17 protein-coding genes are annotated in these 15,998 nt (G+C 61.1%); 10 read left to right on the top strand and 7 right to left on the bottom strand.

Going from position 1 to position 15,998, the window contains the following annotated elements; genetic code table 11:
* Positions 1 to 128: 128 nt before the first annotated feature.
* Positions 129 to 1,208, bottom strand: a complete 1,080-nt coding sequence (locus PPUTUW4_RS24065) for an endonuclease/exonuclease/phosphatase family protein (protein ID WP_015096946.1) — start codon at positions 1,206 to 1,208, stop codon at positions 129 to 131.
* A 66-nt stretch (positions 1,209 to 1,274) separates the two neighbouring features.
* A complete protein-coding gene (locus tag PPUTUW4_RS24060) occupies positions 1,275 to 1,949 on the bottom strand; it encodes a YciC family protein (RefSeq protein WP_015096945.1) in 675 nt (224 codons plus the stop codon).
* Positions 1,950 to 2,127: 178 nt separating this feature from the next.
* On the opposite strand from PPUTUW4_RS24060, the gene PPUTUW4_RS24055 reads away from it, so the two are divergent.
* The 3 genes from PPUTUW4_RS24055 to PPUTUW4_RS24045 all read left to right on the top strand — a co-directional run bounded on the left by PPUTUW4_RS24055 (position 2,128) and on the right by PPUTUW4_RS24045 (position 4,136).
* Positions 2,128 to 2,904, top strand: coding sequence for a DUF2076 domain-containing protein (locus PPUTUW4_RS24055; RefSeq protein WP_015096944.1), 777 nt, complete (start codon positions 2,128 to 2,130; stop codon positions 2,902 to 2,904).
* A 124-nt stretch (positions 2,905 to 3,028) separates the two neighbouring features.
* Positions 3,029 to 3,508 carry an NYN domain-containing protein gene (locus tag PPUTUW4_RS24050; RefSeq protein ID WP_015096943.1) on the top strand — a complete coding sequence of 160 codons (480 nt, stop codon included), beginning with the start codon at positions 3,029 to 3,031 and terminating at the stop codon, positions 3,506 to 3,508.
* Positions 3,509 to 3,530: 22 nt separating this feature from the next.
* The gene (locus PPUTUW4_RS24045; RefSeq protein WP_015096942.1) at positions 3,531 to 4,136 is read left to right on the top strand and encodes a 3'-5' exonuclease; all 606 of its coding nucleotides are present in this window, start codon (positions 3,531 to 3,533) and stop codon (positions 4,134 to 4,136) included.
* 120 nt (positions 4,137 to 4,256) lie between these two features.
* On the opposite strand, the gene PPUTUW4_RS24040 is transcribed toward PPUTUW4_RS24045, so the two are convergent.
* The gene (locus PPUTUW4_RS24040; protein ID WP_007994028.1) at positions 4,257 to 4,712 is read right to left on the bottom strand and encodes an Lrp/AsnC family transcriptional regulator; all 456 of its coding nucleotides are present in this window, start codon (positions 4,710 to 4,712) and stop codon (positions 4,257 to 4,259) included.
* 165 nt (positions 4,713 to 4,877) lie between these two features.
* Here PPUTUW4_RS24040 and yedA point away from each other — a divergent pair, with 165 nt between their 5' ends.
* Together yedA and PPUTUW4_RS24030 are read left to right on the top strand one after the other, a co-directional pair.
* Complete coding sequence (yedA, locus tag PPUTUW4_RS24035; protein ID WP_015096941.1) at positions 4,878 to 5,807, top strand: drug/metabolite exporter YedA; 930 nt, start codon at positions 4,878 to 4,880, stop codon at positions 5,805 to 5,807.
* 78 nt (positions 5,808 to 5,885) lie between these two features.
* Positions 5,886 to 7,226, top strand: coding sequence for a DEAD/DEAH box helicase (locus PPUTUW4_RS24030; RefSeq protein ID WP_015096940.1), 1,341 nt, complete (start codon positions 5,886 to 5,888; stop codon positions 7,224 to 7,226).
* 133 nt (positions 7,227 to 7,359) lie between these two features.
* Here PPUTUW4_RS24030 and PPUTUW4_RS24025 read toward each other — a convergent pair whose 3' ends face one another.
* Together PPUTUW4_RS24025 and PPUTUW4_RS24020 are read right to left on the bottom strand one after the other, a co-directional pair.
* Entirely contained in the window at positions 7,360 to 8,601 is a 1,242-nt protein-coding gene (locus PPUTUW4_RS24025; protein WP_041474958.1) for a TIGR03862 family flavoprotein, read from the bottom strand.
* Between the two features lie 282 nt (positions 8,602 to 8,883).
* The gene (locus PPUTUW4_RS24020) at positions 8,884 to 9,804 is read right to left on the bottom strand and encodes a histone deacetylase (protein WP_015096938.1); all 921 of its coding nucleotides are present in this window, start codon (positions 9,802 to 9,804) and stop codon (positions 8,884 to 8,886) included.
* Positions 9,805 to 9,883: 79 nt separating this feature from the next.
* Here PPUTUW4_RS24020 and PPUTUW4_RS24015 point away from each other — a divergent pair, with 79 nt between their 5' ends.
* From PPUTUW4_RS24015 to PPUTUW4_RS24005, 3 genes are all read left to right on the top strand, one after another.
* The gene (locus PPUTUW4_RS24015; protein ID WP_015096937.1) at positions 9,884 to 10,453 is read left to right on the top strand and encodes a GNAT family N-acetyltransferase; all 570 of its coding nucleotides are present in this window, start codon (positions 9,884 to 9,886) and stop codon (positions 10,451 to 10,453) included.
* A gap of 105 nt (positions 10,454 to 10,558) precedes the next feature.
* Entirely contained in the window at positions 10,559 to 11,428 is an 870-nt protein-coding gene (gene tesB / locus PPUTUW4_RS24010; protein ID WP_015096936.1) for an acyl-CoA thioesterase II, read from the top strand.
* Entirely contained in the window at positions 11,425 to 12,018 is a 594-nt protein-coding gene (locus PPUTUW4_RS24005; RefSeq protein WP_015096935.1) for an HAD family hydrolase, read from the top strand. Before tesB ends, PPUTUW4_RS24005 begins: the two co-directional genes overlap by 4 nt.
* 125 nt (positions 12,019 to 12,143) lie before the next feature.
* On the opposite strand, the gene PPUTUW4_RS24000 is transcribed toward PPUTUW4_RS24005, so the two are convergent.
* Together PPUTUW4_RS24000 and PPUTUW4_RS23995 are read right to left on the bottom strand one after the other, a co-directional pair.
* Positions 12,144 to 13,103, bottom strand: coding sequence for an alpha/beta hydrolase (locus PPUTUW4_RS24000; RefSeq protein WP_015096934.1), 960 nt, complete (start codon positions 13,101 to 13,103; stop codon positions 12,144 to 12,146).
* Positions 13,104 to 13,997 carry a neutral zinc metallopeptidase gene (locus PPUTUW4_RS23995; RefSeq protein WP_015096933.1) on the bottom strand — a complete coding sequence of 298 codons (894 nt, stop codon included), beginning with the start codon at positions 13,995 to 13,997 and terminating at the stop codon, positions 13,104 to 13,106. It abuts the gene before it with no gap.
* 166 nt (positions 13,998 to 14,163) lie between these two features.
* Here PPUTUW4_RS23995 and PPUTUW4_RS23990 point away from each other — a divergent pair, with 166 nt between their 5' ends.
* Together PPUTUW4_RS23990 and PPUTUW4_RS23985 are read left to right on the top strand one after the other, a co-directional pair.
* Positions 14,164 to 14,940: an IclR family transcriptional regulator gene (locus PPUTUW4_RS23990; RefSeq protein WP_015096932.1), complete on the top strand. Its 777-nt coding sequence runs from the start codon at positions 14,164 to 14,166 to the stop codon at positions 14,938 to 14,940.
* 125 nt (positions 14,941 to 15,065) lie between these two features.
* Complete coding sequence (locus PPUTUW4_RS23985; RefSeq protein WP_015096931.1) at positions 15,066 to 15,950, top strand: DMT family transporter; 885 nt, start codon at positions 15,066 to 15,068, stop codon at positions 15,948 to 15,950.
* The last annotated feature ends 48 nt before the right edge of the window (positions 15,951 to 15,998 follow it).

Genomic DNA, 15,998 nt, shown 5'->3' with positions numbered 1-15,998 from the left:
ACGCGCCATCCCTGTGGGAGCGGGCTTGCCCGCGATAGCGGAGTGTCAGTCAACAATAATGTTGAATGTGATGGCCCCATCGCGGGCAAGCCCGCTCCCACAGGGACTGCATCTGACTTCGGTTGGTATTAAGGCGCAACCGGCAACAGGAACCGCGCAATCACCGGCAAGTGATCGGAGATGCGCAGCGTATCGTCCTGCCGCACCATCGCCTCCACCCGTTTGATCCGCGGACTGTAGAACAGGTAGTCGACGGTCCGGTCCGGGCCGTTCAGCCCGGGGTCGTTCGGGTAGTGGGTCAGCCAGCGCTCGCGGTCGATCCCGCTGGCTTCGTTGTTGGCCGGGATCATCGGGTACTTGTCCCATAGCAGGTGCAACGGGCTGTCGGCGGAGTAGGGCGCGCGTTGCGCATCGGACAGGCGTCGATACTGACCCAGCGGCAACAGGTTGAAATCCCCACCGATCAACCACGGCGTGCCACGGCTTTCGAGTTTATCGAGGGTCCGGGCCACGGCGTTCACCTGGTTTTGCAAGGTGTTGTCGGCTTGGGTCGCACGCTCCAGATGGGTATTGAGCACCGCCATCTGCCCGCCGTCACTCAACGGCAAGTAGCTCACCAGCAAGGCGTTTCTGGGTTTGAATTGGCGGCTGAGCGGATTACCCGAGACGACGGGCAGTTGCAGGCGTTGGGCATGTTTGATCCGGTAACGGCTCAGGGTTGCCAGTTGCCGGCCGACGCTGCCGAAGATGTGCGGGTCCGGGACGAAATCAGCCTTCCAGTCGAAGGCGCTGACGCTGCATGGGTACAAATCGGCGAGCCGTTCTTGCAGCAGTTTGAACTGATGCTGGTAATCGCTGGCCTTGGCGCCGTCGTCCAGCTCCTGCAACAGCACGATGTCCGGTTGTTCGTCGCGAATCACCCGCGCCACTTCGTCGAGGCTGAAGGCCATGTCTTCCGCTGTGGGGCGTTCGTCGGTACCGGCGGCCAGGTCATTCCAGAACACGTAACGCTTGCCGGCCAGGTACTGGACGTTCCAGGTCATCACTTTCAGTGCCTGCCCGGGGACCAGGGTGGGTGCCTGGCCGCTGCAACTCACTGGCAACACTTCTTTGGCTTCGGGGCGCCAGGTCAGGCTGTAGGTCATCACGGCGATCAAGCCGATCACGATCAGCAGGCCCAGCAGGATGTGGCGCAGTAGACGGGTCATGGCTCAGCTTATTGGCGTTGCAAAATTGTTCCCGAGCATACCCGAGAGCGATGGGCGCGCCCAAGGTCAGAGCGAGCTGTCATTTCTCTCAGGCAACGGGTTGATCAGCATGAACAAACGGAACAGCACCACACTGGTAAACAGCTGCAGGAAACTGTGGGCGCTGTCGATCAGCAGCGAGATCACCGGGTTCTGCGGTTCGGGGTACGCCGCCAGGGTCGCCCCCTTGAGCAGCCACAGCGGCCCCATCACACACAGAATGCACAGCAGGATGCGCAGGAAGTGACCTTGGGTCATGCGCAGGCTTTCCTTCATGGCCGCCAGCGGCGCCGTGCCGCGCAACACCAGCAGGTATTCGCCAAACGCCAGGGTCACCATCAGATAGATACCCGGCAGGAAATACAGCGACAGGCCCAGCAAAATCAGCACGGTATTGAGCGCCGTCAGCAGGGCGAAGCGCGGCCACAGGCTCGCCGCCATCGCCAGCAGGTCGCGGTTGCGCGGTGATTCACCCCGGCTGCGGGCGTCAAGAAACAGAATCAGCGCGGCGGTGTACAGCGGGTACACCAGCAAGCCGACAATCACGCTGATGCCGGGGAAACTGTCCGGCTCGGTGGAGTGGTCGACCACTTGTTGCAGCAACGCCTCCAGGATCACCAGCGGCAGGCACAGCTGCACGATCTGGCCCAGATTGCGCTTGAAGAAATACAGGGAGTCACGCAGCACATCTAACGGATTCATCGGTTGGTATCGCAGGTTGAAAGCAGTGGTCCACTTTAACCGATCAGGTGCCGGGAGACGCAAACGTAAACGTTCAGTAAAGGTCATTGAAACAGTTTGTTTCAGCCTCCATTAAGGTCGGGCACCTTATCCTCGTTGGATAAAGGCAACGATTTTCCCGGCAATCTACGAGGTCGCCATGAACAGCGAAGAACAAACCCTGATCGATGGACTGTTTTCCCGGCTGCAACAGGCCGAAACGGACTCAGCCCCGCGTGACGCCCAGGCCGAGGCGCGGATCAAGGAACACCTGACGCGCCAGCCTGCGGCAGGATATTTCATGACCCAGGCGATTCTGGTGCAAGAGGCAGCGATCAAGAGCCTCGATGAGCAGAACCAGCAACTGACCCGGCAAGTCCAGCAATTGCAGGCCGAACTGCAACAGGCCAAGGCCCAGGCGAGCCCGGCTCCAGCGTCGAGCGGCGGTGGCTTTTTGTCGAGTATCTTTGGCGGCGCTTCCCGTGATCCACAACCGGCACCGACCCAGAGTTCGGCGCCATCGAGCGGTGGCTGGCGTGAGCCGGGGCGCTCGTCGTTCGGTTCGCAAGCGCCACAGCAGAACTTCGGTGCTGCGCAACAGACCTTTCCACAACCGGGCTATGGCCCGCAGCAGCAAGCACCGGCAGCGGCCGGCAGCAGTTTCCTCGGTGGAGCGCTGAAAACCGCCGCTGGCGTGGCGGGTGGCGTGATGCTGGCACAAGGCATCAGCAGCCTGTTCCATCACAATCAGCAACCGGAAGTCGTCGAAGTCATCAAGGAAGAGCCGGCCCAGGTCAACGACCAGGGCAACAATGGTTGGGGCGATGACCAGCGCATGGCCGTCAATGATTCCTGGAGCAACGATCAGGGTGGCTTTAGCGACGCTGACTACAGCGATGATTCGTTGTTCGGCGGCGACGACGATTCCTTCGTCTGACACATCTGTGGCGAGGGAGCAATCTCCCTCGCCACATAGCCGATTATTCGCGGAACAATCCTCCGGGCTGGCATACTGGGCGACCTTTCGGGCCTGGTGCCTGAATCAGCCTTGAGGAAAACCGGTGAAAAAAATCGCAGTGTTCGCCGATGTCCAGAACCTCTACTACACCGTGCGTCAGGCTTATGGTTGCCACTTCAACTATGCCGCGCTGTGGGCTGACATCAGCCAGCAGGGCGAGATCGTCGAAGCCTACGCCTACGCCATCGACCGTGGCGACAGCAAACAGCAGCAGTTCCAGCAGATCCTGCGTAACCTCGGTTTCACCGTGAAGCTCAAGCCCTACATCCAGCGCAGCGATGGTTCGGCCAAGGGTGACTGGGACGTGGGTATCACCCTCGACATCATGGACGCCGCCGACCATGTCGACGAGATCGTGCTGGCTTCCGGCGATGGCGATTTCGACATGCTGCTCGAACGCATCATCAGCAAGCATGGCGTGCAAGCCGTGGCCTACGGCGTGCCGGGCCTGACGGCCAACTCGCTGATCCGCGCCGCCAGCCGCTACGTGCCGATCGAAGGCGCGTTGTTGCTCAAGAATTGATTTTTACGGAGTTGAAACAGGTTTGGAACGCATCGCAGTCATCGACTTTGAAACCACCGGGATCTCCCCGAGCAGCAGCTGCCGGGCCACGGAAATTGCCGTGGTGATCCTTGAACAGGGACGCATCGTCGAGCGTTACCAAAGCCTGATGAACGCCGGCGTGCGCGTCCCGGCTTTCATCGAGCAGCTTACCGGCATCAGCAACGCCATGCTGCGCACCGCGCCGTCGGCGGAGCAGGTGATGAACGAAGTGAATGAGTTCGTCGGCACCACACCCTTGCTCGCGCATAACGCCGCGTTCGACCAGAAGTTCTGGGACTTCGAACTCGGGCGAATCAAACGCACCCGCTTGCAGAACTTTGCCTGTTCGCTGCTCTTGGCCCGCCGCCTGATGCCTGGCGCGCCGAACCACAAACTCGGCACCCTCACCACGTTTGCCAATTTGCCGCACACCGGCAAGGCCCACCGGGCCATGGCCGATGCCGAGATGGCGGCCAACCTGACGGCGCACCTGGAGGAAGAGTTGCTCCAGAAGCATGGCCTGCGCGAGCTGTCCCATGACTTGCTGTGCAAGTTGCAGAAGGTGCCGGCGGCGAAGGTGGGTGAACATCTCAAGCGCTATCGCTGATCCCGAACTCACCACAATTCCCCTGTAGGAGCGAGCCTGCTCGCGACGGGGTGTCAGGTTTCCCGCTTTATCGTTGGCGACCATCGCGAGCAGGCTCGCTCCTACAGGTTCCGCGTTCGATCAAAGCTTGCCGTTGCCCTCGATATGCCCCAACGGCACCCGCTTCTCTATCGCACTGGACAACACGATCGACGTCTTGCTGAACCCGAACGTGGCGATCCGGTTGATCAACTCTTCCAGCTCCGGCATCGAACCCACCGCGGCTTGCATGATCACGCACGGATCGCCGGTCACCCGATGGCATTCGGTCAATTGCGGGATTTTGATCAGGTCGTCGTAGGCCTTCTGGTTGCCGTGCTGGTTCAGGCGCAGTTCGATCACGCACTGGATCGGCAGGCCCAGCTTGGCCATGTCGACCTTCGCCTGATAGCCGGTGATCACGCCGCTGGCTTCGAGCTTGGCCACGCGCTCGGCCACGGCGGGGGCTGACAGGTTGACCTTGCGCGCCAGGTCCGCGTAGGACGCGCGACCGTTTTCCAGCAGGGCGCTGAGCAGCATGCGGTCGTATTTGTCCATGGTGCGACTCCTGAAAGTGGTCGACTTTCGAAAACACGGTTTATAGCGCTGAACTCCGTGTTTTGAAAAGTGTACTGGCGCTTTAAACAGGTTTTGTAACTTATTTTCCGTCTCCAGCCTTTCTAGAATAGCCGTTCACTTGTCCTTGCCTGTGAGCTGCCCCCCATGTCCGGCCTTCGTCGCTTTCCCTTACCTTTGATCGCTGCCTTTTTCGCCTTGTACGTGATTTGGGGCTCGACTTACCTGGTGATCCGTATCGGTGTGGAATATTGGCCGCCGCTGCTGCTCGCCGGGATCCGCTTCGTCATTGCCGGGACCTTGATGTACGCTTTCCTGCGCTGGCGCGGGGCGCCGGCACCGACCTGGGCGCAGTGGAAAGCCGCCGGGGTCATTGGCGTGTTGCTGCTCGCCTGTGGCAATGGCGCGGTCAGTGTCGCCGAGCACACCGGGGTCGCTTCTGGTGTCGCCGCATTGGCGGTAGCGACGGTGCCGCTGTTTACCCTGCTTTGTGGGTATTTCTGGGGCGCGCGCAATACCCGTCTGGAGTGGGCCGGGATTGTGCTCGGGCTGATCGGCATTGCCATGCTCAACCTGGGTTCCAATCTGCAATCGAGCCCATTGGGCGCGGCGTTGCTGGTCTTTGCCGCGGCGACCTGGGCGTTCGGCTCGGTATGGAGCAAACACTTGCCATTGCCACAAGGGGCAATGGCAAGTGCCGTGGAAATGTTGGTCGGTGGTGTAGTGCTGCTGATCGCCAGTGCGGTCAGCGGTGAACACCTGGAAAAGGTGCCGCCCATCGAAGGTTGGGCAGCCCTGGCGTATTTGACCGTGTTCGGCTCGATCATCGCCTTCAACGCCTACATGTACCTGTTGAAACACGTGCGCCCGGCGGCGGCTACCAGTTATGCCTACGTCAATCCTGCAGTGGCGGTGTTGTTGGGGATCGTGTTTGTCGGCGAGACCATCGGCATCGAAGAAGCACTGGCGATGGCTGTGATCATCAGCGCCGTGGTGCTGATCGGATTGCCGCAGTGGCGTCGGGCGCCGGTTAAGCCTGTGGTGACGGTGGTGCCGACAGAATCCCGAGTGAATTAGGGTAAACTGCGCGGCATTGCATCTTGTTTTGCACACTTGTTTTGAACAACCCGCGCTGAATTTTCCTACGGTACTCCCATGACTTTCGCCACCCTTGGCCTGATCGAACCCTTGCTGCGCTCACTTGAGACGCTCGGCTACCAGACTCCGACGCCGGTTCAGGCGCAAGCCATTCCGGCGGTGCTGGCCGGTCGCGACCTGATGGCCGCCGCTCAGACCGGCACCGGCAAGACCGCCGGTTTCGCCCTGCCGCTGTTGCAACTGCTGGCCATGGAAGGGCCGAAAGTCACCGCCAACTCGGTCCGCGCGCTGATCCTGGTACCGACCCGTGAACTGGCCGAGCAGGTTCACGAAGCCGTGCGCCAGTACGCCGAAAATCTGCCGCTGCGTACTTACGCGGTGTATGGCGGCGTCAGCATCAACCCGCAAATGATGAAGCTGCGCAGCGGTGTCGACCTGCTGGTGGCAACCCCGGGCCGCTTGCTCGACCTGTTCCGCCAGAACGCGCTGAAGTTCAACCAGCTGCAAACCCTGGTGCTGGACGAAGCCGACCGCATGCTCGACCTGGGCTTTTCCGAGGAGCTGGCGAACATTTACCGCGCGCTGCCGAAGAAACGTCAGACGCTGCTGTTCTCCGCGACCTTCTCCGATGATATCCGCCTGCTGGCCGGGCAGATGCTCAACGACCCGCTGAGCATCGAAGTCAGCCCGCGCAACGTGGCGGCCAATACGGTCAAGCAATGGATCGTGACGGTGGACAAGAAGCGCAAGCCGGAACTGTTCGTGCATCTGATGCGCAAGGGCAAGTGGAAGCAGGTTCTGGTGTTCGCCAAGACCCGCAACGGCGTGGACGCGCTGGTGGAAAAACTCCAGGGGCTGGGCATCAACGCCGACGGCATCCACGGCGACAAGCCCCAGGCGACTCGCCAGCGCGCGCTCGACCGCTTCAAGGCGAGTGAAGTGCAGATTCTGGTCGCTACCGACGTGGCGGCCCGTGGCCTGGACATCGAAGACCTGCCGCTGGTGGTCAACTTCGACTTGCCGATCGTTGCCGAGGATTACATCCACCGCATCGGTCGTACCGGTCGCGCGGGCTCGACCGGCGAGGCGATTTCCCTGGTGTGCGCCGATGAAGTGAATCTGCTGTCAGCCATCGAGATGCTGACCCGCCAGACCTTGAAGCGGCAGAACGAGCCCGACTTCGAGCCGGAGCACCGCGTACCTGACACCGATGCCAGCGGTCAGGTCGTCAAGAAGCCGAAGAAACCGAAGAAGCCCAAGGCTTCCGGTGGTGGCGGTGGCAAACGCAATCTTGGCAAGTGGGTGGATAGCGGAGAGGTTGCACCAGCGGAGCCTTCGATCAAGCCGGTGCGCAAAGTGCCGGTGTTCAATACCGGGCCGCGTAAGCGTAAGCCTTAATAATCGCGGCGCCTGTTAATCCGCCTTCGCGAGCAGGCTCGCTCCCACAATGGATCTGTGTCGTTCACAAACTCTGTGTTCACAGAAGATCAATGTGGGAGCGAGCCTGCTCGCGAAGGGGACGCCTCGGTCTTTAGCCCTTGCGCCGCAACCACTCCACCATCCCCAACCCAGCCACTCGCCCACTGGCAAAACACGCGGTCAGCAGATAACCGCCTGTCGGCGCTTCCCAATCAAGCATTTCCCCGGCGCAAAACACGCCCGGCATTTGCTTGAGCATCAATCGCTCATCCATCGCCTCGAACAGCACACCGCCCGCGCTGCTGATGGCCTCGTCCAGTGGACGGGTTTTCACCAGTGTCAGTGGCAATGCCTTGATCGCCTTGGCCAGCAAGGCCATATCGGCAAAGCACTCGACGCTGGTCAGTTCACGCAAAAGCGCCGCTTTTACCCCATCGATGCCCAACTGACTGTGCAGATGCTTGGCCATCGAGCGTGAACCTCGTGGTTTGCTCAACGCCGCCAGCACTTTATCCACAGGCCGGCCGGGCAGCAGGTCCAGATGAATCGTCGCTGTACCGTGCTGGTTGATCGCTTCGCGAATGGGCGCCGACAGGGCGTAGATCAAACTGCCCTCGATCCCGGTGGCAGTGATCACACATTCGCCGAGCCGGGGCACATCATCATTGAGACCGATGGCGATATTTTTCAGCGGCGCGCCGGCGAATTTGCTGACCATCAATTCACTCCAGGCCTGCACCTCGAAGCCGCAATTGCTCGGTTGCAACGGAGCCAGTCCTACGCCGTGCTGCTCCAGTGCCAGCATCCAGGCGCCGTCCGAACCCAGCCGTGACCAACTGCCGCCACCGAGGGCGAGCAGGGTGGCATCGGCTTGCACGGTTTTTTCGCCTTCCGGGCTGTCGATGCGCAAACCGCCATGCTCGTTCCAGCCGAGCCAGCGATGGCGGGTGTGGATAACTACACCGCTGTCGCGCAGGCGCTTGAGCCAGGCGCGCAGCAGCGGTGCGGCTTTCATGTCGGTGGGGAATACCCGGCCGGAGCTGCCGACGAAGGTCTCGATGCCCAGCTCGTGAATCCACTGGCACAGCGCTTCGGCGCCGAAGCCGCGCAACAGCGGGGCGATTTGCGGGGCGCGTTCGGCGTAACGCGAGAGAAACGCCGGGTAGGCTTCGGAGTGAGTGATGTTCATGCCGCCGACACCGGCCAGGAGGAATTTTCGTCCAACCGAAGGCATGCCGTCGTACAGGTCGACCTTGATCCCGGCCTGGCTCAGCACTTCAGCTGCCATCAAACCGGCAGGACCGCCGCCGATGATGGCGACGTGAGGGGGGAGGGCTGGCGAGGATCGGGTCATGGGATGCGCTGCGGTCTGGCGGGATAAGCCGGGCATTCTACCAGCCCGAATCCCTGTGGGAGCGAGCCTGCTCGCGAAAGCGTTGTATCAGTCGACACCTATGTTGAAGGGCAGATTGCCTTCGCGAGCAGGCTCGCTCCCACAGTTGACTTGTGGCGTTTTCAATGGGTGGTTAAAAAACAACCAATGCTCTGTAGCCTATAGGCGGCATGACCTGCAGACCCTTTCACTCAGGTTATCCACAGGCAGCTCCACAGGCATTGTGGGTAAAGCATCCACAACTCAGTGACAACCTGATGACTGCCAGACGCGCTGCGCGCTGTGATGGAGGATGCCGTGGCGGCGGGCCAGGGCCTGGCGGTCCTTGCTGTAGCCGCCGCCGATCACCCCGACCAGCGGGATGTCGCGGCCCAGGCAATGGCGCATCACACTTTCATCGCGGGCGGCGACGCCTTCGTCTGTCAGCTTCAGATAACCCAGGGCGTCGTCCTTATGCACATCGACCCCGGCGTCATACAGCACCAGATCCGGTTGATAGAGTGGCAGCAGGTAGTTGAGCGCATCGTCCACCACCTTCAGGTAGTCGGCATCGCCCATGCCGTTGGGCAGCGGAATGTCCCAGTCACTTTCGGCCTTGCGTGCAGGAAAGTTCTTTTCGCAGTGCAGGGAAACGGTTACCGCTTCCGGGGTGTTGTGCAGGATTCGTGCGGTCCCGTCGCCTTGATGCACGTCGCAATCGAATATCAGCACCCGGTTCACCCGACCACTTTCCAGCAGGTAATGGCTGATCACCGCCAGATCATTGAAGATGCAGAACCCGGCCGGGTAGTCGTAGTGCGCATGATGGGTGCCGCCCGCCAGGTGACAGGCCAGGCCATGTTCCAGCGCCTGCTCGGCCGCCAGCAGCGAGCCGCCGACTGCGCGCACCGTGCGCCGGGCCAGGGCTTCGGTCCAGGGCAGGCCGAGGCGGCGCTGGTCTTCGCGGGACAAATCGCCACTCATGTAGCGGTCGATATACGAAGGGTCATGGGCGAGGGCGAGAATGTCTGCCGGACAAAGATCCGGGCGCAGCAGGTCGGCGTCGCGGGTCAGGCCGCTGTCCACCAGGTGATCGCGCAGCAGGCGGAACTTTTCCATGGGGAAGCGGTGATCCGCCGGAAACTCGGGACTGTAGTCTTCGTGATAAATCAGCGGCAGTGGCATGGTCATTTCATGTAGGAATGAGAGAAGGATCCTACCAGCGTTGTAGACTGGCGACATTGAAATGGAGGGGCGGGGCACGATGGAGCCAATACTGGAGCTTGAAAGCGCTCGGCTGCTGTTGCGCCAGTGGCGCGATGAAGATCTGGCGGATTTTGCGGCGATGTGTGCCGATCCGCAGGTGATGCGCTATTTTCCAGGCACTTTGAGTCGGCTGGAAAGCGCGTCATTGATCGGGCGAATCCGTGGTCATTTCGCCGAGCATGGTTATGGGCTCTGGGCCTTGCAGCGAAAGGACTCTGGCCAGTTCATCGGGTTTACCGGGCTCAATGTGGTCGGATTCGACGCGCCATTCACCCCCGCAACGGAAATCGGCTGGCGCCTGGCCCGCGAGCACTGGGGCCTCGGTTACGCTAGTGAAGCGGCGTGGACCGCTCTGCGCTGCGGGTTCGACCGACTGCCGCTGAAAGAGGTGGTGGCCTTCACGACGCAAACCAATCTGCCGTCAGAAAAAGTCATGCAGGCCATCGGCATGCACCATGACCCGGCGGATGACTTCGAACACCCGCGACTCGAATCCGATCATCCGTTGCGTCGGCACGTTCTGTATCGCATCAGTCGCGAACAATGGCTGCAAACCTTGCATGGATAAGCTGGCACGGACGTTTACAATGGCCCCATGCTGGCCCGGGCCGGAAACTGAATCGACCGTTGCAGCCAAGACTGCGCGGCAATGTTTTGCGTGAGGAGAGTCTGAATGAGCCAAGTTTTGGAAGATCTGGTCGACTTGCTGACCCTGGAACCGATCGAGGAAAACCTGTTCCGCGGCCGTAGCCAGGACCTGGGTTTCCGTCAGCTGTTCGGTGGCCAGGTACTCGGCCAGTCGCTGTCGGCGGCGAGTCAGACGGTGGAAGAGGCGCGCCACGTGCATTCGATGCACGGCTATTTCCTGCGTCCGGGTGATGCCGGTTTGCCGGTGGTGTATCAGGTTGACCGGGTGCGTGACGGCGGCAGTTTCAGCACGCGCCGGGTGACGGCGATCCAGAAGGGCCACCCGATCTTCACGTGCAGTGCGTCGTTTCAGTACGACGAGGACGGCTTTGAGCACCAGAGCGAAATGCCGGTTGTGGTTGGCCCGGAAAATCTGCCTTCGGAGCTGGAAATCACCCAGCAGCGCGCGCACCTGATTCCCGAGAAAATGCGCGAAAAGCTGTTGTGCCCCAAGCCGATCGAATTCCGCCCGGTGACTGAAAAAGATCCCTACAACCCGCTGCCGTGCGATCCGGTCAAGTACGTCTGGTTCCGCGCCGACGGGGCCTTGGCCGATTCGCCGGCGCTGCATAAATACCTGCTGGCCTATGCATCGGACTTCGGCCTGCTGGTCACCTCGATGCAGCCCCACGGCAAATCGGTCTGGCACAAGGACATGCAAGTCGCCAGCCTCGATCACGCACTGTGGTTCCACCAGAATCTGCGTGCCGATGACTGGCTGCTTTACGCGATGGACAGCCCGTGGGCCGGCAACTCCCGCGGATTCTCCCGAGGCAGTGTGTTCAACCGCGCCGGGCAACTGGTGGCCTCGGTCACTCAGGAAGGCTTGATCCGTCACCGCAAGGATTGGGCGTGAGCCTGGTCGACGTGCGTCACTGGGTGTTCGACATGGACGGCACCCTGACCGTGGCCGTGCACGACTTCGCAGCGATTCGCGTAGCCTTGGCGATTCCTGCCGAACACGACATCCTGACCCACCTCGCCGCACTGCCAGCCGATGAAGCCGCTGCCAAGCATGCGTGGTTGCTGGAGCACGAACGGGACCTGGCCCTCGGTTCGAAACCGGCGCCGGGCGCAGTGGAGTTGGTGCGCGAGCTGGCCGGGCGCGGTTATCGCCTGGGCATTCTCACGCGCAATGCCCGGGAGCTGGCGCATGTCACGCTGGAGGCCATTGGTCTGGCCGACTGCTTTGCGGTCGAGGACGTGCTGGGGCGTGATGAAGCACCGCCCAAGCCTCATCCGGGCGGTTTACTGAAACTGGCCGAAGCGTGGAAGGTGCCGGCAAGCGAGATGGTGATGGTCGGTGATTACCGTTTTGATCTGGATTGCGGGCGAGCGGCGGGGGCACGCACGGTGCTGGTGAATCTGCCGGATAATCCGTGGCCGGAATTGACCGATTGGCATGCGGCGGATTGTGTTGAGTTGCGTCAGATGTTGTCGGCTTGAGGAAATGGTTGGCTGATCTGACGCCTTCGCGAGCAAGCCCGCTCCCACAAGGGATTTGTGAACGACACAGATCCAGTGTGGGAGCGGGCTTGCTCGCGAAGAGGCAGGCCCAGGCACTACAAGAGTCATTCCCCAAACAATGCCTTCTGCCCCTCCGGCGAGGTAAACATCCCGTCCCCGCTATGCCCGACTCCGGGTACTTCAATCAGTTGCTGCTTCAGCCCTTGCGGTTGCAGCCGCTTCAGGTAATCAAAGTAAAAACGCCCGCGCGCCAACCGATACGGCCCTTGCGCCCTGGCCTCACAGCTTTTATCCAGCGCCGGATGATTCGGGTCGGTGTCCTGCTGGCCCAGTAGGTAAACGATGTCACGCTTAAGGTACTTTTCCTGCAGTTGTGTGGGAGTTTGTCCTTCGGCGTAGGCGGGCAAATCCGCTAGCCCATACTTCCAGCGATTGAATTGCGGGCAACCGGCGTGACTGAACGCCACGGGCCGGCGCTCATCGAAATAGGCGTAGGACGACGGGTTGGCAATCACGTATCGAACCTGTACGCCGGCCGCCTCGAGGGCTGGCTGATCATGACCGAGCAACGCATAGCGCTGAACCACCTGCGCGCCCCCGGAGTGCCCGGCGATGACGATTTGCTTCACATCCGGAAACTGCTGGCGATCTCCCAGGCGGGCAATGATTTCGTCGAGCGCGGCGTAGGAACTCAGCCGAAACGGCGCCGTGGATTCGCCGCCGGCCATCCATTCATTGCCTTGCCAGCGCAAAACGGTGTCGGCCACCGGATGAACCGCAACATCGGTTTCATTGAGGAATTGCGGCGCGATCACCAGGGTCGTTGCGCTTTGCCCGGCCAGTTCGACCGCGTGCTCACCGCTCTGCAGATAGGTTTGCGCGTTGCGCAAGCGACCGTGGAGGATGATCAGCACCCGTTCGATTTTTGCCGGGGCGGGGCTGATGCCCACCGCGATTTCGCCTGATTTCAACAGCAGGCGCCCGGGACTGAGTTCCTTGACCTCATGCTCGGCGGCCTGGGACGTTGCGCAAGTAAACAGAACAACCAACAACCACTTCTTCATTTACAGATTTTTCGTCGCAAAGGTATCGCACTGGCTTACCTGGCCTTGGGCGAAACCGGTTTTGAACCAGCGCACCCGTTGCGCTGACGTACCGTGGGTGAACGAATCCGGGACCACGCGGCCCTGACCCTGTTGCTGCAAACGATCGTCACCGATGGCGTTCGCTGCGTTCAGTGCTTCTTCGATGTCGCCCGGTTCCAGCCAGTTCAGGCGCTTCTGCGCATTGTTGGCCCAGACACCGGCCAGGCAATCGGCCTGCAGTTCCTGACGAACCAGCAAACCGCCGTCGCCTTCCATCTGCCGGCCTTGTTGGCGGGCTGCCTGAATTTTTGCAGACACTCCAAGCAGGGTCTGCACATGGTGTCCGACTTCGTGAGCGATTACGTAGGCCTGGGCGAAGTCGCCCGCGGCGGAAAAGCGTTGGGACATTTCCTGGAAGAACGCCATGTCCAGGTAGACCTTCTGGTCCGCCGGGCAATAGAACGGCCCGGTGGCCGAGGTAGCCAGACCGCAGGCCGAGTTCACGCGGTTGCTGAACAGCACCAGGGTCGGGTCTTTGTATTGACGGCCGGCCTGCTGGAATATCGTGCCCCAGGTGTCTTCGGTGTCGCCGAGGATCGAGCGCACGAACTCCGCGCCTTCGTCATTGGCCGGCGGTGCCTTGCGGCTCTGGTTGGTGGCGGGTGCCGATTGCTGGTCCATTTGCCCGGTCAGTTGTCCGAGGATTTGCAGCGGATCCTGGCCGGTGATCCAGCCGATGCCGACGATCAGCAGGATCGCCGTCAGGCTCAGGCCCTTGCCACCGCCGAAGCGCATCCCGCCGCCGCCACTGCCGACATCATCACCACGGGCATCGACCACGTTGTCGCTGCGTCGGCCTTTTTTCCATAGCATGTGTGAATCCTCTTCTGTTCCGGGTCACGAGCCGTGCGATGAGTGTTGCTGCCAAGTGGGAGCCGCGCCAGTCCGGTCGTCAGACTGCCGGTTGTGTGACTGGTTCCATATTTTGCTTCGTGGGGCTTCTCTTCTAGAATCAGCCAAATTTTGTTTGGGACATACCATGGCTGGCAGTCAGATCGAACGTGTCTTCAGCGTGCTGGAAAGCCTGACCGGTGAACCGCAGGGTTTGCCGATGCAGACGTTGGCCGAGCAACTGGAAATCCCTAAAAGCGCGACTCATCGTTTGCTCGCTGAACTGATTCGCCTGGGGTACGTGCGGCAGAATCCGGACAACCTGCGCTATCACCTGTCGACCAAGCTGGTGGCCATGGGCTTTCGATACTTATCCGGCAGCGGCGCGGATATCATCCAGCCAGTGCTCGATCGTCTGGCCGGGGAAACCGGTGAACTGGTGCGTCTGGGGGTGATCCAGGGGGAGCGCCAGGTGTGGATCGCCAAGTCCCAGGGTGCCCGTTCCGGTCTGCGCTACGACCCGGACATGGGGCGCGATGCGCCTTTGTTCTACACGGCCTCCGGGCACGCGTGGCTGGCGTGCATGAGCGATGCCGAGGCGCTGTTGCTGGTTGAGCGGCAAGGGACCGAGTTGCCTCAAGACGTCGGGCCTAATGCACCGCGTTCGAATATTGAACTGCTGGAGCGCTTGCGTCTGGCGCGGGAGCAGGGTTATGCCTGGGTCGAGGAAAGTTCGGCGGTGGGCACCTCGGCGATTGCCGCCGTGGTGCGTCATCCACTGGATGGCCGGGTCATCGGCGTGCTCAGTATTGCCGGGCCAAGTGCGCGAATGCCCGGCGCGCGATTGCATGAATTGGCGCCAACCTTGTTGAAATACGCCGATGAGCTTTCGCTGGCGAGCCAGGCATCAGAGTTGTTCAGTTGAACCTGAAGTCTGCTTGAATAAACAGTGTGCGGTATTCGCCCACTTTCTTGAGTCGTAGATTTCATAAAATGGAACCAGGTTCTAAATTATTCATGTCTCGCCTCAACCCATAAAAGGACTTTGTCTTGACGTCGCCCAGCAGTACCCCGCTTTCCGGCGTCAATCAGCCCTTCAAAGGGATCCTGCTGATCGTTGTCGCGACTTTCCTGTTTTCCAGCCACGACGCCTTTTCCAAATACCTCTCCGGTTTCTATCCCATTGTCATGGTGGTCTGGGCGCGTTACGTGGTTCACACCTTGCTGATGGCCGGGATTTTCCTGCCGCAATCCGGGCTACGAGTGTTGCGTACCAAGCGGCCATTTCTGCAATTGATCCGGGCATTGTGCCTGCTGGGCACCAGTCTGTTTTTCACCACGGGGCTGATGTACATCCCGTTGGCGGAGGCCACGTCGGTCAACTTCCTGGCGCCGGTGCTGGTCACCGCGCTGTCGGTGCCGCTGCTTGGCGAGCGGGTGACGCGGGGGCAATGGCTGGCGGTGATCTGCGGTTTTATCGGGGTGCTGATCATCGTTCACCCGGGGGGAGATCTGTTTACCCCGGCGGTGTTGCTGCCGTTCTGCTCGGCGCTGTTTTTCTGCTTCTATCAACTGCTGACGCGCAAGCTCAGTGAGATCGACAGCCCGACCACCAGCAACTTTTTCGCGGGCCTGTGCAACACGCTGGTGATGAGTGCACTGGTGCCGTTCTTCTGGCAGACACCGAACCTGGTGCATGGCGCGATGATGCTGGCGCTGGGGGCCTGCGGGATGACGGCGCACCTGTTCCTGACCCAGGCTTTTCGTCTCGCGGCACCGGCACTGCTGGCGCCGTTCAGCTATTGCCAGATCATCTTCGCCGGCCTGCTGGGCTGGCTGCTGTTTTCCCACACGCCGACACTGACCACCGTGCTCGGCATTGCCGTGATCTGTTGCAGCGGGTTGGCAGCGGCCTGGCAGCAAAGTCGCCGCTAAGCTGCGGCAAAACGTAGGCAAAAAAAAGCGCAGACCCGAGATCGGGCC

Origin of the sequence: Pseudomonas sp. UW4 (assembly GCF_000316175.1) — a bacterium.
GTDB lineage: Bacteria > Pseudomonadota > Gammaproteobacteria > Pseudomonadales > Pseudomonadaceae > Aquipseudomonas > Aquipseudomonas laurylsulfatiphila.
This window is presented reverse-complemented; position numbering and strand designations above follow the sequence as displayed.